This window comes from Roseateles sp. NT4 (genome assembly GCF_051857475.1).
In the GTDB taxonomy this organism is placed as follows: Bacteria; Pseudomonadota; Gammaproteobacteria; order Burkholderiales; family Burkholderiaceae_C; genus Pelomonas.
In genome coordinates this window covers 128,096-145,441 of sequence record NZ_JBPZGZ010000001.1, presented here as the reverse complement: position 1 = coordinate 145,441, position 17,346 = coordinate 128,096, and the positions used below count along the sequence as shown (strand labels likewise).

The 17,346-nt window shown below is 69.0% G+C and carries 19 protein-coding genes; 8 read left to right on the top strand and 11 right to left on the bottom strand.

From position 1 onward, the window contains the following. Positions 1-6 precede the first annotated feature (6 nt). From lptF to ACS5PN_RS00705, 4 genes are read left to right on the top strand one after another with little or no spacing between them, the layout of a single operon-like run. A complete protein-coding gene (gene lptF, locus ACS5PN_RS00720) occupies positions 7-1,104 on the top strand; it encodes an LPS export ABC transporter permease LptF (protein ID WP_439462028.1) in 1,098 nt (365 codons plus the stop codon). Beyond that, positions 1,101-2,228: an LPS export ABC transporter permease LptG gene (gene lptG / locus ACS5PN_RS00715; RefSeq protein ID WP_439462027.1), complete on the top strand. Its 1,128-nt coding sequence runs from the start codon at positions 1,101-1,103 to the stop codon at positions 2,226-2,228. The genes lptF and lptG overlap by 4 nt, the downstream gene beginning before the upstream one ends. Continuing rightward, positions 2,228-2,590 carry a sirohydrochlorin chelatase gene (locus ACS5PN_RS00710; protein ID WP_439462026.1) on the top strand — a complete coding sequence of 121 codons (363 nt, stop codon included), beginning with the start codon at positions 2,228-2,230 and terminating at the stop codon, positions 2,588-2,590. The genes lptG and ACS5PN_RS00710 overlap by 1 nt, the downstream gene beginning before the upstream one ends. Continuing rightward, complete coding sequence (locus ACS5PN_RS00705) at positions 2,587-3,531, top strand: CysB family HTH-type transcriptional regulator (RefSeq protein ID WP_439462025.1); 945 nt, start codon at positions 2,587-2,589, stop codon at positions 3,529-3,531. The genes ACS5PN_RS00710 and ACS5PN_RS00705 overlap by 4 nt, the downstream gene beginning before the upstream one ends. 12 nt (positions 3,532-3,543) lie before the next feature. On the opposite strand, the gene ACS5PN_RS00700 is transcribed toward ACS5PN_RS00705, so the two are convergent. Next, on the bottom strand, positions 3,544-5,193 hold the full coding sequence (locus ACS5PN_RS00700; RefSeq protein ID WP_439462024.1) for a type IV pilus assembly protein FimV: 1,650 nt from the start codon (positions 5,191-5,193) through the stop codon (positions 3,544-3,546). A 178-nt stretch (positions 5,194-5,371) separates the two neighbouring features. Between ACS5PN_RS00700 and ACS5PN_RS00695 the strand changes: the two genes are divergently transcribed. After that, positions 5,372-6,076: a Crp/Fnr family transcriptional regulator gene (locus ACS5PN_RS00695; protein WP_439462023.1), complete on the top strand. Its 705-nt coding sequence runs from the start codon at positions 5,372-5,374 to the stop codon at positions 6,074-6,076. Positions 6,077-6,141: 65 nt separating this feature from the next. After that, positions 6,142-7,215: a phosphotransferase gene (locus ACS5PN_RS00690; protein ID WP_439462022.1), complete on the top strand. Its 1,074-nt coding sequence runs from the start codon at positions 6,142-6,144 to the stop codon at positions 7,213-7,215. Positions 7,216-7,445: 230 nt separating this feature from the next. Here ACS5PN_RS00690 and ACS5PN_RS00685 read toward each other — a convergent pair whose 3' ends face one another. Beyond that, on the bottom strand, positions 7,446-8,117 hold the full coding sequence (locus ACS5PN_RS00685) for a hypothetical protein (protein WP_439462021.1): 672 nt from the start codon (positions 8,115-8,117) through the stop codon (positions 7,446-7,448). Positions 8,118-8,243: 126 nt separating this feature from the next. Here ACS5PN_RS00685 and ACS5PN_RS00680 point away from each other — a divergent pair, with 126 nt between their 5' ends. Next, positions 8,244-8,936 (top strand): glutathione binding-like protein, encoded by a 693-nt coding sequence (locus ACS5PN_RS00680; RefSeq protein ID WP_439462020.1) that lies wholly within the window; start codon positions 8,244-8,246, stop codon positions 8,934-8,936. 6 nt (positions 8,937-8,942) lie between these two features. Here ACS5PN_RS00680 and ACS5PN_RS00675 read toward each other — a convergent pair whose 3' ends face one another. Genes ACS5PN_RS00675 through ACS5PN_RS00645 form a run of 7 tightly spaced genes read right to left on the bottom strand, consistent with a single transcriptional unit; the run spans position 8,943 to position 14,249 of the window. Then, the gene (locus ACS5PN_RS00675) at positions 8,943-9,740 is read right to left on the bottom strand and encodes a hypothetical protein (RefSeq protein WP_439462019.1); all 798 of its coding nucleotides are present in this window, start codon (positions 9,738-9,740) and stop codon (positions 8,943-8,945) included. A 44-nt stretch (positions 9,741-9,784) separates the two neighbouring features. Next, positions 9,785-10,507: a sulfur oxidation c-type cytochrome SoxA gene (soxA, locus tag ACS5PN_RS00670; RefSeq protein ID WP_439462018.1), complete on the bottom strand. Its 723-nt coding sequence runs from the start codon at positions 10,505-10,507 to the stop codon at positions 9,785-9,787. Then, entirely contained in the window at positions 10,504-10,827 is a 324-nt protein-coding gene (locus ACS5PN_RS00665; protein ID WP_439462017.1) for a thiosulfate oxidation carrier complex protein SoxZ, read from the bottom strand. The genes soxA and ACS5PN_RS00665 overlap by 4 nt, the downstream gene beginning before the upstream one ends. After that, entirely contained in the window at positions 10,827-11,237 is a 411-nt protein-coding gene (locus tag ACS5PN_RS00660; protein WP_439462016.1) for a thiosulfate oxidation carrier protein SoxY, read from the bottom strand. Before ACS5PN_RS00660 ends, ACS5PN_RS00665 begins: the two co-directional genes overlap by 1 nt. Then, complete coding sequence (soxX, locus tag ACS5PN_RS00655) at positions 11,234-11,605, bottom strand: sulfur oxidation c-type cytochrome SoxX (protein ID WP_439462015.1); 372 nt, start codon at positions 11,603-11,605, stop codon at positions 11,234-11,236. Before soxX ends, ACS5PN_RS00660 begins: the two co-directional genes overlap by 4 nt. Further along, positions 11,605-13,758 (bottom strand): molybdopterin cofactor-binding domain-containing protein, encoded by a 2,154-nt coding sequence (locus tag ACS5PN_RS00650; RefSeq protein ID WP_439462014.1) that lies wholly within the window; start codon positions 13,756-13,758, stop codon positions 11,605-11,607. Before ACS5PN_RS00650 ends, soxX begins: the two co-directional genes overlap by 1 nt. Beyond that, positions 13,755-14,249: a (2Fe-2S)-binding protein gene (locus ACS5PN_RS00645; protein ID WP_439462013.1), complete on the bottom strand. Its 495-nt coding sequence runs from the start codon at positions 14,247-14,249 to the stop codon at positions 13,755-13,757. The genes ACS5PN_RS00650 and ACS5PN_RS00645 overlap by 4 nt, the downstream gene beginning before the upstream one ends. Before the next feature lie 89 nt (positions 14,250-14,338). On the opposite strand from ACS5PN_RS00645, the gene ACS5PN_RS00640 reads away from it, so the two are divergent. Beyond that, positions 14,339-15,088 (top strand): type 1 glutamine amidotransferase domain-containing protein, encoded by a 750-nt coding sequence (locus tag ACS5PN_RS00640; RefSeq protein ID WP_439462012.1) that lies wholly within the window; start codon positions 14,339-14,341, stop codon positions 15,086-15,088. Here ACS5PN_RS00640 and ACS5PN_RS00635 read toward each other — a convergent pair whose 3' ends face one another. Beyond that, the gene (locus ACS5PN_RS00635; RefSeq protein WP_439462011.1) at positions 15,089-16,486 is read right to left on the bottom strand and encodes an ATP-binding protein; all 1,398 of its coding nucleotides are present in this window, start codon (positions 16,484-16,486) and stop codon (positions 15,089-15,091) included. Then, complete coding sequence (locus ACS5PN_RS00630) at positions 16,486-17,166, bottom strand: response regulator (RefSeq protein ID WP_439462010.1); 681 nt, start codon at positions 17,164-17,166, stop codon at positions 16,486-16,488. Before ACS5PN_RS00630 ends, ACS5PN_RS00635 begins: the two co-directional genes overlap by 1 nt. Positions 17,167-17,346: the final 180 nt, after the last annotated feature.

Below are 17,346 nucleotides of genomic sequence, written 5' to 3'. Positions count from 1 at the left end.
CGTTTGATGTTATTCGATTCATCCACGCGATCCGAGTTGGCCAAAAGCTTCGGCGTCACCCTGGTGGTCATCCTGACCATCATGCTGACGCTGACCGTGATCAAGACCCTGGGCCAGGCCGCAGGCGGCAATGTCGCGCCGCAAGACGTGGTGCTGCTGATGGGTTACGCCACCATCGCCCACCTGGCGACCATGCTCATCCTGTCGGTCTTCATCGCCGTCGTCATCACGCTGGGACGCTTCTACCGCGAGTCGGAGATGACGATCTGGTTTGCCAGCGGCATGCCGCTGTCGCGCTTCGTGCGCCCGGTGCTGCGCATGGCCTGGCCGGTGCTGCTGGCCGTCGTCGTGCTGGAACTCCTGGTCTGGCCCTGGGGCAACCAGAACAGCGCGGAGCTGCGCGATCGCTACCAGAAGCGCAGCGACCTGTCGCGCGTCGCGCCGGGCCAGTTCCAGAGTTCGCGCGACGGCAGCCGCGTCTTCTTCATCGAACGCGACGGTGACAACGCCGCCACCGGCCGCAATGTCTTCATCCTGGCCAACCAGAACGAGCGCGAATCGGTGACGACGGCTTCGCGTGGCCAGCTGGAAATGGAAGGCGACGACCGTTTCCTGGTGCTCGACCATGGACAGCGCAACGAGACACAGCTGAAGACGGGCGAGAAGAGCCTGGCCCGCTTCCAGCAGTACAAGGTCATGACCGACACCCAGGTGCTGGCCAATGCCAACCAGCTGCCGCCCAAGGCGACGGCGACGCTGGACCTGCTGCGCCTGCCCACGCCGAAGAACCAGGGCGAGCTAGCCTGGCGCCTGGGGATGATCCTGGGCGGCATCAACATGGCCCTGCTGGGCGTCGGCCTGGCCGCGTCCAACCCGCGCCGCGCCAACAACTGGAACCTGCTCTTCGCCCTGCTGACCTTCGTCGTCTACTTCAACCTGATCAACGTGTCCGTCTCCTGGGTCGGCAACGGCCGCACCTCATTACCGCGCGCCCTCATCGCCCTGCACGGCAGCGCCCTGTTCCTGGCCCTGGCCATCATCTGGCTGCGCGACAACGCCAACCGCTTCTGCCTGCGCCGGCGCGTGAAGGAGATGGCCGCATGAGGACGGTGCGTCGACTCCTGTACAAGGACATCGTCGGCTCGGTGCTGCTGGTCGTCATGGCCTTCATGTCGCTGGTCTTCTTCAACGATTTCGTCGAAGAGATGGACCGCATGTCGCGCATCGGCGCGGGCGCCGGCAAGGCGGCCCTGCTGGCCGCGATGGAGCTGCCGGGCAACTTCTACACGCTGTTCCCGATCGCCGTGCTGATCGGCACCATCATCGCGCTGGCCCGGCTGGCTCAGAACAGCGAGTTCACCATCCTGCGCACCGGCGGCCTCGGCCCGGCGCGCGCCCTCGGCCTGCTCGCCCGGCTGGCGGCGGTATTCGCGGTGCTGACCTTTGCCGTCGGCGACTATGTGGCGCCGCAGTTCGAGCGCCAGGGCGACGACCTGCGCGCCCGCTTCAGCCACGACGCCAACACGGCCAAGCGCGGCGCCTGGCTCAAGGACCACCAGAAGATCGACGGCCGGGACCGCAGCTACTCGGTCAAGGTCGGCCGCGTCGGCACCGGCGGCGAACTGGAAGATGTGCGCATCTTCGAGTTCGACGACCAGGGCCGGCTGATGTCGCGCACCGAGGCCGAGAACGTCGATGTCGACGCCCAGGGCGTCTGGCATCTGCTAAAGGTCAAGCGCACGCTGTGGAACCAGGGCAGCCAAGCCGGTGCAAGCCCCGTTGGTGAGGTCGTCGTCAGTGAGCAGCGCCTGGACAAGCTGGACTGGCAGAGCTCACTGCATGCCGGCGTCATTGCGGCGGCGGTGCTGCCGGCCATGTCCATGTCGACGCTGGAGCTCTACCGCTACACCGCCCATCTGTCGGCCCAGGAGCAGTCGGCCCAGGCCCACAACATCCAGTTCTGGCGCAAGGCCCTCTATCCCTTCGCCTGCTTCGTCATGGTGGCCCTGGCCCTGCCCTTCGCCTATCTGCACGGCCGCTCGGGCGGCATCAGCCTCAAGGTCTTCGGCGGCATCATGCTGGGCATCAGCTTCGTGCTGCTGAACAACGTGGCCGGCCACCTGGGCCTGCTGAAAAACTGGACGCCCTGGGTCGTCGCCGCCACGCCCAGCCTGCTCTACATGGGCCTGTCCATGGCGGCCTTCACCTGGCTGGTCAGATACCGGTGATGGAGGGCTTGCTGCTCTTTGCCCACGGCGCGCGCGACCCGGCCTGGGCACGGCCCTTCGAGACCATTGCCGAGCGCCTGCGCGCGGCGCGACCCGGCACGCCACTGGTGATGGCGTTTCTCGAATTCATGACGCCCGGCATCGAAGAGGCCGCCGAACAGCTGGTGAGCGCCGGCTGCACGCGCGTGCATGTGCTGCCCCTCTTCCTCGGCACCGGCGGCCATGTCCGGCGCGACATCCCCCCCCTGCTCGACCAACTGCGCCAACGCCATGCCGTCGAGTGGCGGCTGCATGCGCCGTTGGGCGAACAGGAAGCCGTGCTCAACGCCATCAGCCTGGCCTGCCTGGGTGTCCTCGAATGAATCTGCATCAATTCCGCTTCGTCCAGGAAGCCGCCCGCCGCAATCTCAACCTGACCGAGACGGCCAAGGCCCTGTTCACATCGCAGCCCGGCGTGTCCAAGGCCATCCTCGAGCTGGAGGAAGAGCTGGGCGTCGACATCTTCTCGCGCCACGGCAAGCGGCTGCGCCGCATCACCGAGCCAGGCCAGCAGGTGCTGGCCTGCATCGAGATCATCCTGCGCGAGGTCGGCAACCTGAAGCGCATCGGCGAGGAGTATTCGCGCCAGGACAGCGGCACCTTCTCCATCGCCACCACCCACACCCAGGCCCGCTACGTGCTGCCGGCACCGGTGGCCCAGTTGCGCAAGAACCTGCCCCAGCTGCGCATCAGCCTGCACCAGGGCAGCCCCGACCAGGTCGCCAAGATGCTGCTGGACGAGACCGCCGACTTGGGGCTGGCCACCGAATCCCTGGCCCAGTATCCCGAGCTGGTCACCCTGCCCTGCTATGAATGGCAGCACGTCATGGTCGTGCCGCGTGACCACCCCCTGGCAACGGTCGAGCGCATCAACCTCGAGCAACTCGCCACCGAGCCGCTGGTGTCCTACCACCCCAGCTTCACCGGCCGCACCCGCATCGACAAGGCTTTTGCCTCGCGTCATCTGACGCCCAATATCGTGCTCGAGGCCATCGATTCCGACGTCATCAAGACCTATGTGCGTCTGGGCATGGGCGTGGGCATCGTTGCCGAGATGGCCATGCGCGAGGAGCAACCGGGCAGCGACCTCGTCGCCCGGCCGCTGGGCACCCTGCTGGGCAGCAACGTGACGCGCATCGCCTTCAAGCGCGGGGCCTATCTGCGCAACTATGTGTACGCCTTTGCCGAGCTGCTGTCCGAACGCCTGTCTCGCAAGCTCATCGAGAAGGCCATGAACGGCGACTCGAGCGACTTCGGGATCTGAGTCGGTGCTTCTTCAGGCCCGGCCGAAGCTTGAGTCGATCGGCAGCATCAGGTCCACCTCCTCGCCGCGCAGCCCCGCCTCGAAGAGGTCGCGCGACACGCTGTACAGGGTCAGCAGGTCGCGGTAGGCCGGCAGCTCGAAGCTCGGTGCCCCCGGGCCGCTGCCGCGGGCCAGCAGGTCCTGCAGCATCTGCATGGCCGTGCCCGGATCGGACCAGACCACCTGCAGGTGAGCGATGACGCTGGGGTTGGCGTCCAGGCTGCGGCCGCGCGCCAGGCTCTGCGTCCACTGCGGCGCCGCCACGCGAAAGCGCTGCTCGAACTGCTTGACCAGTTCGGCAAACACCTCGGGCTCGCCGCGCTGCTGGCAGAGTTCCATCAGCATCAGATAGGGCATGGCGCCGGCATTGCCACGCGACAGCCGAGTCGCCAACAGGTCGGCCGCTGCTTCGTGCTGGCCCAGCAGCTGCAGGAAGTCGACCTGTTGCTGCAGGTCCAGCAACTCGTCCGCCACCGTCACCTCGTTGGACAGCGACGGCGCCGCCAGCGGGGGCGCCATCGGCTGGGTCGCCTGCATGTCCATGGGCGGCGCGATCACGGGCGGTGCCGCCAGGGGCGCCGGCGGCCAGGGCATGGGCCGGGGCTGGGGCCGGGTCGCCTGGTGCTGGCCTTCGTCGGGCAGCGAGGCAGCCAGGCCAACGACGGGAGGCGCCATGCCGGGCGACACGGGTGGCGCCACCGGCGGCAGGCCCGCCCCTTCGGCCGCATGCAGGGCCCGCCAATAGGCCAGCTCGCGGCGGGCGCGCTCGTCGCGCCAGCGGCTGCCATAGAAGGCCACCGCGCCGGCCAGCAGGCTCAGGGCCAGCGTGAACAGCCAAGTCATGGGATCGCGATAGGGCGAGGCATGGGCCGTTTGGATCACGGCCGGTGGCGCCACGACCGGCGCGGAAGCGCGCGGTATGGCGTCCGCCGCCGCCGCCGAAGCCGCCGCGGCTTCGGCCTGCAGCTTCGCCTCCAGCTCTACCCGCAACTGGGCCACGGTCTGCTCGAGCTGGGTGATCTGGGCCTCCAGCTCGGGCGACATCTCCGTCTCGACCGCGCTGGCGGCGGGCTTGGCAGGCCGGGGCGCCTCGGCCACCAGCACTTCGGGCCTCTCCAGCACCAGGCGCGGACCGCTGGCGCGCGGCTTGGCACGGGGGCGCTGCCGGGCCACGGGCCGCGGCGCGGGGGCAGGCGACGCCTCGGCCACCGGGCGCGGCGCCGGCGCGGCGACGGCTGGCGCGACAGGCGCGGGGGCGGGAACCGGCAACGCGGCGACGCCCCCTGGCGGGTCGATGAAAAGGTTGACCTCGCGTGTCAGCCTCACGGGGCAGCCCAGGGCCAGCGTGATGCGCACGGCGGGCTCGTCGATGCGCGCCAGGCTTTGCAGGCGGATGCGCTGCTGGCCGGGTTCACCCTCGACGTGCAACTGCAACAGCCCGGCAGGAACGCGCACATCACCGGCCGAGACCTCGGCCCGCACGCAGGCATCCGTGAGCTGTTCACCGTCGGCCAGCGTCACCGGGATGCTGGCATCCAGCGGCTTGCCCAGGGTGGAATAGATTTGCGGTCGGCCCACACCCAGGGCCTGGGCGTCCGGCGCCAGGCCAAGCAGCAGTGCCAAAGCGGGAGTGAGGGCGCCAGCTAAGGTCAGGCGCAGGGCCGTGATGGGCATTGACTGCGGGCGGCTATCGATGAGGTTGAATGAGGGGTGGAGACAGCGCGGACCACTCTAGCATGGGGTCACCCGCCGACCACCCCATTCCCGGGGGATGCGCGGGCGGCACAATGTCTCCCAAGCCATGAACGCACTCACCCTCACCCCCGCCGAACGCCAGCAGATCGACCAGGGCGCCTGGTTCTCCAGGCTCTCCGAGCCGCTGCGCAACGACATCCTGCAGCGCGCCTTCGTGCGCCGCCTGCCCGACGAGACCATGCTGTCCCACCGTGGCGAGCCCGCCGAGGAGTGGACGGCCGTGGCCAAGGGCGCCGTGCGCGTCAGCTCGGTGTCGCTGGCCGGCAAGCAGATCTCGCTGACCTATGTCGAGCCCGGCACCTGGTTCGGCGACATCGCCCTCTTCGACGGCCTGCCCCGCACCCACGACGCCTACGCCCACGGCGAGACCACGCTCTTGAGCGTGCGCAAGGCCGACTTCCGCGCCCTGCTGCAGACCCATTCCGAGCTCTACGACGCCCTGCTGCGCCTGAACTGCCGCCGCCTGCGCCTGATGTTCGACATGATCGAGGACCTCAACACCCGCCCCCTGGCCGCCCGCTTGGCCAAGCAGGTGCTGCTGCTGGCGCGCTCCTACGGTGTGCAGGAAGGCGACGAGATCCGCATCGGCCTGCAACTGGCCCAGGAAGACCTGGCCCAGCTGCTCGGCGCCTCGCGCCAGCGTGTCAACCAGGAGCTGAAGGCCTTTGAGCGCGAAGGCGCCGTGCGCGTGGAACCGACGCGTCTGGTGGTGCTCAGCCGCGAGAAGCTGCTGGCGGCCGCGTCACGGTAGGGACACGCGCGCCGGCCTGTGGCTCTCAGAATGGAAAGTTCGCGCCCTACGGAACGACGACATTCATGGAAGCATTCACCGGCACCCGCCCCCTCGCCAAGCCCCTGGACAACGCCGCCCTCGAGGCCTGGCTGTCTGCCCATGTCGACGGCTTTGCCGGCCCGCTGGAGATCGAGCAGTTCAAGGGTGGCCAGTCCAACCCGACCTATCTGCTGAAGACGCCGGGCGCGCAGTACGTGATGCGCAGCAAACCGGGCCCGGTGGCCAAGCTGCTGCCCTCGGCCCATGCCATCGAGCGCGAGTTCCAGGTCATGGCCGCCCTGGCCGGCACCGACGTGCCCGTGCCGGCCATGTATGCCCTGTGCGAGGACGAGGCCGTCATCGGCCGGGCCTTCTACGTCATGTCCTTCATGCCCGGCCGCGTGCTGTGGGACCAGACCCTGCCCGGCATGAGCAATGCCGAGCGCGCGGCCCACTACGACGAGATGAACCGCGTCATCGCGGCCCTGCACCAGGTCGACTTCAAGGCCCGCGGCCTGGAGGCCTATGGCAAGCCGGGCAACTACTTCGAGCGCCAGATCGGCCGCTGGAGCAAGCAATACCTGGCCTCGGTCACCGAGCCGAACCCGGCCATGGACTCGCTGCTCGAATGGCTGCCGACCCACATCCCGGCCTCGGCGCGCGACGAGGGCGAAGTCGGCATCGTGCACGGCGACTACCGCATGGACAACGTCGTCTTCCACCCCACCGAGGCGCGCGTCATCGCCGTGCTGGACTGGGAGTTGTCGACGCTGGGCCACCCGCTGGCCGACTTCAGCTACCACTGCATGAGCTGGCACATTCCCACCTCGGGCGCGGCGCGCGGCCTGGGCGGCCAGGACCTCGTGGCCCTGGGCATCCCCAGCGAGCGCGAGTATGTGCAGCGCTACTGCGAGCGCACCGGCCGCGCCGATGCCACTGCCGTCATGGCCGACTGGAACTTCTACATGGCCTACAACATGTTCCGCATCGCGGCCATCGTGCAGGGCATTGCCAAGCGCGTCGTGGATGGCACGGCCTCGAGCGCCCAGGCCAGGGAAACCGCCAAGAGCGCCAAACCCCTGGCCGAGCTGGCCTGGAGCTTCGCGCAGAAGGCTTGAGCCCCTCGTCCAGTCCGCGGCGCTGAACGCGCGTGGCCTGACCGGTCTTGCAGACCGCGCTGCGGCAGTGCCGCAGCTCTTCGGTAGGCACATGCCGCCCACTGGGCGCCATGTGTCCGGTCTCAGCCCCCGAGGGGACGGCGATGCTTGCCGGATTGACCGGCAAGCACATCGCCAAACGCGGGCCGGCTAGGGAGCGGCCCGGCGCTCGGCCCGCAAATCGCGCAGCGTCAGGTGATGTCGCCGGGACGGGTGGACGGCGTCCAGGCAATCGACGTCGTCGTCGGCCAGGCGCCGCCTTCGGCGAGGCGGCCGCTGACCCGCTGCGCCTCGCGCGCGGCGGTCTCGAGCAGCTTGACCAGGGCCTGCACCTTGGGCAGGTCGGCCTCGCTCATCTCGGTGCGCAGATAGAGGTTGCCGCGCATGCTCATCAGCACGAAGGGATGGCCTTCGGGCAGCACGTCCTGGCTGGCCTGCACCAGGGCCTCGCCGAGCTCGCCTTCGACCCAGGACGAGCTCAGATCCTTGGTGACGCCGACGATGCCATAGCGCTGGCGCAGGATCTGCGAGCTGGCATTGTTGAACTTCGGGAACATCACCAGCCAGCGCATCTCCTCCGGCGTGTCGGTGTCGGCACGGGTCTTGAGCGTGTCGGTATAGGCCTCGAAGACGGCGCGCTCCAGGTTCTCCATCAGCGAGCGGCACACCACCATCATCTGCAGGTCGTGGTGCAGGCCCATCTCGCAGCGCATGCGCAGCTCCGAACCGGGCAGATAGCTGCGCTGCGACACGCCCCATTCGACGCGCATCGGCCCGGGCACAGCCTTGGGAGCCTCGATCAAAAAGCCCAGGCCGTCACGCGTCTGGCTGAATTCGGCGCCGCGTGCCTCGGCCCAGTCCATGATCGGACGCCAACGCGCTGCGTTGGCCCGCGTCACGAGCCAGTGCTTGACTTGCTTTACCACCATGAGTCGTGAGGAAGTCTGAGAATGGGGCTGCTTGCTAGGCACACCGCATGGAGGCGACGAATGATTGAAGTGTATTCATGGCCCACGCCCAACGGCCACAAGGTGCACATCATGCTGGAGGAGTGCCGACTCGCGTACCGGGTCCATCCCGTGGACATCGGCGCCGGCGAGCAGTTCGCCCCGGACTTCCTCGCCATCAGCCCCAACAACAAGATCCCCGCCCTCACCGATTCCGACGGCCCCGGCGGCCAACCGATCTCGCTGTTCGAGAGCGGCGCCATCCTGCTCTATCTGGCCGGCAAGACGGGCCAGCTGCTGCCCGCCGACGTCCATGGCAAATACGAAGTGCTGCAGTGGCTGATGTTCCAGATGGGGGGTGTCGGCCCCATGCTGGGCCAGGCGCATCACTTCCGCATCTACGCGCCCGAGAAGCTGCCCTACGCCATCGACCGCTACACCCGCGAGGCCCAGCGGCTCTACAGCGTCATCAACAAGCGCCTGGCCCACGCCACCTATCTGGGGGGGAGGGAATACAGCATCGCCGACATCGCCGTCTTCCCCTGGCTGCGTTCCTGGAAGAACCAGGGCGTGGAGATGAGCGACTACCCGCATCTGAAGGGCTGGTTCGACGAGATTGCCAAGCGCCCGGCCGTGCAGCGCGGCGTCGAGGTGCTGGCCGGCGCACGCAAACCGCTGACCGACGACAAGGCCCGCGAGGTGCTGTTCGGCAGGCGGCAGCTGGAACAGCGTTGAGGAGCGTCAGACCGGCGCCAGCCGCAACTCGCGATGCGCCGGCGGCAGACCCTGGCTGGCGAGGATGAGGGGTTCATGCGCCGCCATGGCCCCCGGCACAAAGGCGGTCTTTTCTTCGACGTTGGCCAGCGCGACCACGGCCCGCTGATCGGCGAAGGCCAGCATGTCCGGCGCACCCAGCCCCATGGACGCCGCGTCGAGGGCCCGATCGGCAAAGACTCGCAGCGCCGCAGCCCCGACGCTGCCCTGGCGAGGTGGCGCCAGATGCAGGGCCAGCCGCCCCTCCGCGTCGCTAGCGCCCTCGTGCACACGGCCTTCGCCGTCGATCAGGCAGACCCGTGCCCAAGCCGCCGGTTCGCCGTCGCCCTGCCAGGTGAGCAGGCCGTAGACACTGAACACGCCCGGCGGCGGCCTTCGCGTCGGTGCGCTGAGCAGGCCCACCCGCATCAGTCGCAAGCCGTCCAGCACACGGTCACTCAGGATCTGGCCCACCGGCCGGGCCGGCAGCGGCCAGGGCAGGCTCACGGGCTGGAAACGCTGCAGTTCATCGCGCACCAGCACGTCGGCGCAGACGGCCTCCTCGGGCCGGCGCCAGCGCTCAGGCAGGTCCGGCCACACATGCAGGCCCGAAGGCGTGACGACCGAACGGCCAAGCAGCCGGCCGCCCCCCCGCTGCACCAGGCAGCAACGCAATCCCGTCGTGACGAGATCGCCAGTGGCCAGGTCGATGAAGACCAGGGCTTCGCCCACCGGCAGCCGCAGACGCTCCAGTGTCGGTTCGCGCCTTGTTGTCGTGACTGCCATGGCCCGATCCTAGGAAGGAGGTCGCGTAACAGTCACCCTGTTTGTTAGGGGCGCACGCCGGGAGGCTGCATGGCCATGCCGGCCGAGCGGCGCGCCAGATACACCTCCAGGGCCAGCAACTCGGCGCCGTCCCAATCCCAGACCGTCGCACGCACGCCGTTCAGGCAGCCGCGCAGGCGGCGCTGCAGGCTGCCCAGCGACTGCCATTCCAGGCGATAGACGGGATAGTCGTCGACATGGGCCTGGGGAATCAGGCTGCCACCCAGGCGCAGACCGGCGCGCTCGTCATGGCATTGGGCGCAGGAGAGGTTGAGCGCGCCCATGCGCGTCGTGTAAAGACGCTGGCCGCGGCTGGCGGCTTGGTCCAGTTCAGGGCCGCGCGGCGGCTGCAACGGCAGGCCGCGCGACTGCTGTGTAACGAGGGCCGTCAACGCCAGCAGGGGCTCCGCCTCGGGTGCCCAGGCGGCCTGCTGCTGATGGCGGACGCGACAGCGCTGGATGCGGCCCGGCAGGTCGAGCAGGCCCTGGTCGAAGGCGGGGTAGCGCGCGGCCGCGCCGCGCAGCTTCTCGGGCTCACCGTGACAGCTGGCGCAGGACTTGTCCCCCTGCCCCCACAGCTCACGACCCAAGGCCAACGCGAGCTGGGCGGGATGCTGGGTGTCATCGGCCTGCAGCGTGCGCAGGGCCGGGCTCATGGTCTCGCGGCCCGAACGGCGCTCGTCCGCATGCGCCGCCAGAGCGACGACGAGAAGCAGGAGCGCCCTCATGCGAACTGGAGCGCGCGGGTCTCGCGATGCTCGAAACCGTTGTCGCCGCGCCAGACAAAGCTCAGCTCGCCCGGTTTGTCGGCCCGCATCCAGAAGGCGAGATAGGGGTTGGCCGAAATCGCCGCAAACAGGTCGGCGGCAAAGACAAACTCACCGTCCAGCCGGCACTCGAAGCGGCGCACCAGGTCGCGCAGCAGCCGCGAGCCGTCGTCGCCGGTGCGGTAGCCCGTTTCCATCGCGTGGGCCACGGTGGCACGCACCTCGAAGGCCTCGCCCGCCTTGATGGCGGCCGGCAGCGTGATGACGGCGCGGGTCGCCATCAGGGTTCCACGCAGGCGGCCAACGTCACGATGACGTCCACACCCGCCTGCCAGCAGCGCCCGTCGGCCGCCTTGGCCACCGCAAAGATGCGCTGGCTGCGCGCCAGGCGCATGCGCGTGCTGAATTCGGGCCGGGCCACGGCGGCACCGAAGCTGGCATGCAGGACTTCGGGCTCGGGGTTCTGGGGTGTGAACAGGGCCAGGGCCGCCACCGGCTCACTCGCCACGACACGCACCGGCACCGCGTTGCCGTTCTCCACCAGTTCGGCAATCTCGATCTTCAGCAAGCCTACTTCGGGATTGCGACCGGCCCAGGCACGAATGGCTGTGCGCATGGCTTCGTCGCTGGCCTGAGCCTCGGGCAGCAGCGCCCACGCCGCGGCTCCCATGACGAACTCGCGTCGCTTCATGGGTTGGCCAAGGTGCCCAGATAGGCCACGATGTCGTCCAGTTGCTGCTCGGTCAGCGCCGCCCTGCCCTGCCAGGCAGGCGCCACATCGCGCAGCCCCTCTGTCGAGCGGAAAGGCGGCATGACGGTCTTCGGGTTGAAGCGGCGCATGTCAGCAATGCGCTCGCGCAGGCCTTTGGCGTTCAAGCGTGTTGCGACCGCATCCAGCGGCGGCGCCAGATTGCCCTGGTTGGCATCACCCGCGCTGTTCAGCGCATGGCAGAGCAGGCAAAGGCTCTGCGTGCGGTCGGCCACCAGGGCGCGACCACGTTCGACGTCGCCGGCTTGCGCGCTGGCCGCCACCATCAGCAGGGCCAGCAGCGCACGCATCAGACCAGCTTGTGCTTGGCCAGCGGCAGATCGCGGATGCGCTTGCCGGTCGCTGCGAAGACGGCGTTCAGCACCGCCGGCGCGGCCACAGCGATGGTGGGCTCGCCCACGCCGCCCCAGAAGCCGCCCGACGGCATGCAGATCGTCTCGACGGCCGGCATGTGCTCCATCTTCAGCACCGGGTAGGTGTCGAAGTTCTGTTGCTCGACGCGACCGTCCTTCACCGTGATCTCGCCGAACAGCGCCGCCGACAGGCCATAGACGAAGCTGCCCTCGACCTGGGCCGCGATCTGCTGCGGGTTGACCGCGTGGCCAGGGTCGGTGGCCGCGACGATGCGGTGGATCTTGAGGTCGCCCTTCTTGCTCACCGACACCTCGGCGCAGGCCGCCACATAGCTGCCAAAGCCCATGATCTGGGCCAGGCCCAGATAGCGTCCCTTGGGTCGCGGCTTGCCCCAGCCGGCCTTGGCTGCGACCGCATTCAGCACTGCCAGATGCTTGGGCGAATTGGCGAGCAGCTCGCGGCGCAGCTCCAGCGGATCACGCTTGGCAGCATGGGCCACCTCGTCGATGAAGCACTCCAGGTAGACCGCGTTCTGGTTCAGGTTGACGCCGCGCCAGAAGCCCGGCGGCACCGTCGGATTGCGCATCGCATGGTCGATGAGCAGATGCGGTACGGCATAGCCGATGGCCCCTTCCGCGCCGCCCAGGTTCAGCCCCTGGAAGACGACGGGGTCCTTACCGTCCTTGATGTTCTGCGGAAAGATGCCCGCGATGATGCTCTGGCCCGAGATGCGCATGTGCAGGGCCGTCAGCTTGCCTGCCGCGTCCAACCCGGCAGTCAGCTTGCACTGGGTGACGGGGTGGTAGCGGCCATGCGTCATGTCCTCCTCGCGGCTCCAGATCAGCTTGACCGGCGTGCCAGGCAGTTCCTTGGCGATGGCCACGGCCTGGCGCACCCAGTCGTGCACGGCGCCGCGCCGGCCGAAGCCGCCACCCAGGTGCAGCTTGTAGACCTCGCAGGCCGACGGCGGCAGGCCCGAGGCTTCTGACGCGGCCGCCAATGCGGCTTCGCCGTTCTGCGTCGGCGTCCAGACCTCGCAGCGCTCGGGTGTCCACTTGGCCGTCGCGTTCATCACCTCCATGGTGGCGTGGTTCTGGTGCGGCACGCTGTAGATGGCCTCCACCTTCTTCGCGGCACCCGTCAGCGCCGCCTTGGCATCGCCCTGGCTGCTGCCGACGGCCGCTTCGGAAGCGTCCAGGCCGGCCTTCAAGATGGCCGCCGTGTCGGCGCTGTTCTGCGAGATGTTGGCGCCCTCGTCCCAGACGATGGGCAGGGCCTCCAGGGCGGTCTTGGCTCGCCACCAGGTGTCGGCCACCACGGCCACGGCGGAGTCACCAACCTTGACGATCTTCTTCACCCCCGGCCGGCCCTCGATGGCGGCTGCGTCGAAACCCTTGAGCTTGCCGCCGAAGACCGGGCAGTCCTTGATGGCCGCGTTCAGCATGCCCGGCAGCTTCAGGTCCATGCCATAGACCTGGGAGCCGTCCAGCTTGCCTCGGGTGTCCAGGCGCTTCATCGGGCGGCCCGCGAGCTTCCAGTCCTTGGCGTCTTTGAGCTGGATGTCGGCCGGTGCGGCCAGCTTGGCGGCTTCGGCGGCGAGCGAGCCATAGCTGAGCTTCTTGCCGGCGTGCGTCACCCAGCCCGCGCTGGTGGCGCATTCGACGACGGCCACATTCCACTGGTTGGCGGCGGCCTGGATCAGCAGCGCCCGGGCCAGCGCCCCGCCCTTGCGCACGTACTCGTGAGACTCGCGCACGCCACGGCTGCCGCCCGTGCTCATGCTGCCCCAGGCGCGGTTGCGCGCCAGGTTCTGGCCTGGCGTCGGGTACTCGGTCTTGACCTTGCTCCAGCCGCATTCCAGCTCCTCGGCGACGAGCTGAGCCAGGCCGGTCAGCGTGCCCTGCCCCATCTCGGAGCGCGCGATACGGATGACGACGCTTTCGTCCGGCAGGATCTGCACCCAGGCGTTCAGCTCGGGCGTGGCTTCGCCCTGTTGGGCAAGCCCCGGCACATGGAAGCCCACCATCAGGCCGCCGGCAGCCGCCGATGTCGTGTGCAGGAAAGACCTGCGCGAGAGCACGGCGCTCATGCCTGGCCTCCCTCGATGACGATGGGGATCTGCTTGCGCTGCACCTGACCGGCGGCCAGGTGGATGGCGGCCCGCACCCGGTTGTAGGTGCCACAGCGGCAGATATTGGTCATGGCCGCGTCGATGTCGGCATCGGTGGGCTTGGGCTTGGCCTTCAGCAGCGCCGCCGCAGCCATCAGCATGCCGCTCTGGCAGAAGCCGCACTGCGGCACGTCCAGCGCGTCCCAGGCCTTCTGCAGCGGGTGCGAGGCATTCGGAGCCAGTCCCTCGATGGTGGTGATCTTCTGCGCCGTCGTCAGCGCCGAGGCCGGCATCACGCAGCTGCGCACCGGCGCGCCGTCGATGTGCACCGTGCAGGCGCCGCACTGGGCCACGCCGCAGCCGTATTTGGTGCCCGTGAGGCTGAGCTGCTCGCGCAGCACCCAGAGCAGGGGTGTCTCGGCTTCCGCCTCGAACTGCACCCGCTTGCCGTTGACCGTCAACTCCGCCATGCCGCTCCTCCACTCCGCCACCGCTGGCGGGCGCGGGGCAGCCTAGCAGCATCGACGCCTTTCTGTCTTGCACTCCTAAGATGCCCGACATGGCCCGCATCCTCATTCCCCTGCCCGCCCAGGACTACGACCCCTCCGAAGCCGCCATCCCCTGGAAGCTGCTGACGGCGCGCGGCCACAGTTTTTGCTTCGCAACGCCCGACGGCCGGCCGGCCCAGGCCGACCCGCGCATGTTGGACGGCAACGGCCTGGGCGTCTGGAAGGGCGTGCTGCGCGCCGACGCCAACGCCCGCGAGGCGCACGCGGCCATGGTGCAGAGCGAGGCCTTCCGACAACCGCTGCGTTACGACGCCATCGATGCCAGCACCGTCGACGCCCTGCTGCTGCCCGGCGGCCACGCCCCGGGCATGAAGGCCTATCTCGAATCAGCCCGCCTGCAGGCCCTCATCGCGGCTCATTTCGCTGCCGACAAGCCGGTCGCCGCCATCTGCCACGGTGTGCTGCTGGCGGCCCGCTCGAAACGCGCGGATGGCAAGTCCGTGCTGCATGGCCGGCGCACCACCGGCCTCACCAAACAGCAGGAGATGACGGCCTGGCTGATGACGGCGGCTTGGCTGGGCAGCTACTACCGCACCTACCCCACGCCGCTGCAGACCGAGGTGGAGTCGCTGCTGGCCCGGCCGCAGGACTTCGACGTCGGCCCGCCGGCCTTGCTGCGCGACGACCCCGACCACCTGGGCCGCGGCTTCTCGCTGCGCGACGGCAACTACCTCAGCGCCCGCTGGCCGGGTGATGCCCACGGCTGGGCGCTGAAGTTTGCGGAGATGCTGCCAGCCTGATCAGGCGGCGCCAGGGAAGCGCAGCTCGACGCGCAGCCCCTGGCCATCGGCGCCGCGCGCCAGGCGCAGCGCCACGCCATGCCGGTCGGCCACCGCCTTGACGATGGCCAGGCCCAGGCCGCTGCCGGCCTGCTGCTGATCCGGCACGCGGAAGAAGCGGTCGAAAACCCGCTCGTGCAAGTCCTCGGGAATGCCGGGCCCGGCGTCCTCAACCCACATCAGCACCTCCGCACCCTGCTCGATCAGGCCCAGCTCCACGCGGGAACCGGCGGGCGAATACTTGATGGCGTTCTCGACCAGGTTGTCGACCAGGGAGGTCAGCCCCTCGCGCTCGCCATCGACCAGGCCCTCGGTGTGGGCGCGCAGCTCCAGCTCGATGCGGCCCTGACGCGCCAGGCCGCTGAGGGCCGCCAGCCGGTCCTGCACCAGTTCGGCCAGGCTCAGACGCGCACGGGCGCCCTGCGGCCGGGCGGCGTCGCTGCGCATCAGGCCCAGCAGTTGGGCCACCAGACGGCTGGTGCGCTCGTTGCTGCGCACCAAGCCATCCAGCAGCTCCTGGTCGCGCGGGTCGTTGCGGTGGCCGCGCAGGGCCTCGACATTGATGCGCATGGCCGCCAGCGGCGTGCGCATCTCGTGGGCGGCGTCGGCGATGAAGCTGCGTTCGCGCTCCATGCTGGTGGCGACGCGAGCCAGCAGCTGGTTGACCGCCTTGGACAAGGGTCGCAGCTCGCTGTATTGGCTGCCGAATTTCAAGGGCGTCAGATCGTCAGGCCCGCGCGCCGCCACCTCCTCGGAGAAGCGCCGCCAGGGCCGCAAGGCCACCCGCACCGACAACCAGGCCGGCAGCACCAGGAAAGGCAGGCTGATCAGCAGCGGCAGGATGAGGATGCCGCGTGCGCCCAGCGCGAACAGGATGTTCACGGCATGGCCGGAACGGATCAGCGTGACGCGTGCGTCGGACACCTCCGAGGCCTGGCTGTAGGTGCGCCAGGGCGTGCCGTCGACTTCCAGCTTCTCCAGCTGGCGGAGCTTGTGGGTGCGCAGCGCGCCAGGCTCTCCCGGTGAGGCATAGAGCAGGCGCTCGCCCTGCCAGACGACCATGGTCTGGCGCAGGGCCGGATCGTCCTCCTCGTTGTTCTCGCGGCGCTGGAAGACGTCGATGCGCTTGAGCAGGGCCGCCTGCTTGTCGGGCTGGTCGGCCAGCGCGTCGACGACGGCGAGGATCATGTCGGCGCGCGGGCTGGCCAGCTTGGGCTCGAGGATCTCGTCATAGCGCGCCGTGTCATGGACGAGATAGCCGCAGGCTGCCCCCCACAGCAGCAGCACGACCACCATCTGGGCCAGCACCAGGCGCCCGGTCAGCGAGGACGGCAGCAGCTTGCGCAGTCGGGCGCGCATCAGCTCACGTCCCCGGTGGCGTCGACGCGGTCGATGACGTAGCCGACACCCCGCACCGTGCGGATATAGCCCGGCCCGATCTTGCGACGCAGGTTGGAGATGTGCACGTCCAGCACATTGCTCTCGTTGCTGGCGCCACCGGGCAGCACCTGCTCCTCCAGCATGCGGCGCGTCAGCACGCGGTCGGCGCGCTTCATCAACAGGCTCAGCAGGTCGAACTCGCTGCGCGACAGCTCGGCGAGCTTGCCGTCGACGGTGACGCGCATCGTCGCCGTGTGCAGCACCAGCTTGCGCACCTCCAGCGTCTCACCGGCCATGCCGTAGCTGCGGCGGGCCAGGGCTCGCACGCGCGACACCAGCTCGGCCAGTGCGAAAGGCTTGACGAGGTAGTCGTCCGCACCACGGTCCAGGCCCGCCAGCCGGTCGGCCAGCGCATCGCGCGCCGTCAGGATGAGGACGGGCGTCGTCTCGCCCTCGCGGCGCAGCCGCGCCAGCAGCGTCAGGCCATCGCCGTCGGGCAGGCCCAGGTCCAGCAGCACCAGGTCGAAGGGCCGGCTGTCCAGGGCCTGCAGCGCGTCGCCCAGGCGTCGCACCCACAGCAGCGCCAGGCCCTGGTCTTCCAACGCGATGCGCACGCCGTTGCCCAGTTCGAGATCGTCTTCCACCAACAGGATGTTCATGCCAGGAATTGGAGCGGCGCTACATGAAGAAAGCCTGAACGCAAGAGCGGATGGTGCCCGTTCATCAAGCCTTCAGAAAGGCTTTGGCTTCGGTTCATCTGCGATTTCGACACTGCATCAGCGCCGAAACACAGCTCGGCCGCCGGCACCGGATGCGAAGCACCGATGCCCGGCCCACAC

What these genes read in the sequence shown, in the direction of transcription:
- lptF (WP_439462028.1), top strand. Translation starts at nt 7, where the DNA reads ATGTTATTCGATTCATCCACGCGATCCGAGTTGGCCAAAAGCTTCGGC.
- lptG (WP_439462027.1), top strand. Translation starts at nt 1,101, where the DNA reads ATGAGGACGGTGCGTCGACTCCTGTACAAGGACATCGTCGGCTCGGTG.
- ACS5PN_RS00710 (WP_439462026.1), top strand. Translation starts at nt 2,228, where the DNA reads ATGGAGGGCTTGCTGCTCTTTGCCCACGGCGCGCGCGACCCGGCCTGG.
- ACS5PN_RS00705 (WP_439462025.1), top strand. Translation starts at nt 2,587, where the DNA reads ATGAATCTGCATCAATTCCGCTTCGTCCAGGAAGCCGCCCGCCGCAAT.
- ACS5PN_RS00695 (WP_439462023.1), top strand. Translation starts at nt 5,372, where the DNA reads ATGAACGCACTCACCCTCACCCCCGCCGAACGCCAGCAGATCGACCAG.
- ACS5PN_RS00690 (WP_439462022.1), top strand. Translation starts at nt 6,142, where the DNA reads ATGGAAGCATTCACCGGCACCCGCCCCCTCGCCAAGCCCCTGGACAAC.
- ACS5PN_RS00685 (WP_439462021.1), bottom strand. Translation starts at nt 8,117, where the DNA reads ATGGACTGGGCCGAGGCACGCGGCGCCGAATTCAGCCAGACGCGTGAC.
- ACS5PN_RS00680 (WP_439462020.1), top strand. Translation starts at nt 8,244, where the DNA reads ATGATTGAAGTGTATTCATGGCCCACGCCCAACGGCCACAAGGTGCAC.
- ACS5PN_RS00675 (WP_439462019.1), bottom strand. Translation starts at nt 9,740, where the DNA reads ATGGCAGTCACGACAACAAGGCGCGAACCGACACTGGAGCGTCTGCGG.
- soxA (WP_439462018.1), bottom strand. Translation starts at nt 10,507, where the DNA reads ATGAGGGCGCTCCTGCTTCTCGTCGTCGCTCTGGCGGCGCATGCGGAC.
- ACS5PN_RS00665 (WP_439462017.1), bottom strand. Translation starts at nt 10,827, where the DNA reads ATGGCGACCCGCGCCGTCATCACGCTGCCGGCCGCCATCAAGGCGGGC.
- ACS5PN_RS00660 (WP_439462016.1), bottom strand. Translation starts at nt 11,237, where the DNA reads ATGAAGCGACGCGAGTTCGTCATGGGAGCCGCGGCGTGGGCGCTGCTG.
- soxX (WP_439462015.1), bottom strand. Translation starts at nt 11,605, where the DNA reads ATGCGTGCGCTGCTGGCCCTGCTGATGGTGGCGGCCAGCGCGCAAGCC.
- ACS5PN_RS00650 (WP_439462014.1), bottom strand. Translation starts at nt 13,758, where the DNA reads ATGAGCGCCGTGCTCTCGCGCAGGTCTTTCCTGCACACGACATCGGCG.
- ACS5PN_RS00645 (WP_439462013.1), bottom strand. Translation starts at nt 14,249, where the DNA reads ATGGCGGAGTTGACGGTCAACGGCAAGCGGGTGCAGTTCGAGGCGGAA.
- ACS5PN_RS00640 (WP_439462012.1), top strand. Translation starts at nt 14,339, where the DNA reads ATGGCCCGCATCCTCATTCCCCTGCCCGCCCAGGACTACGACCCCTCC.
- ACS5PN_RS00635 (WP_439462011.1), bottom strand. Translation starts at nt 16,486, where the DNA reads ATGCGCGCCCGACTGCGCAAGCTGCTGCCGTCCTCGCTGACCGGGCGC.
- ACS5PN_RS00630 (WP_439462010.1), bottom strand. Translation starts at nt 17,166, where the DNA reads ATGAACATCCTGTTGGTGGAAGACGATCTCGAACTGGGCAACGGCGTG.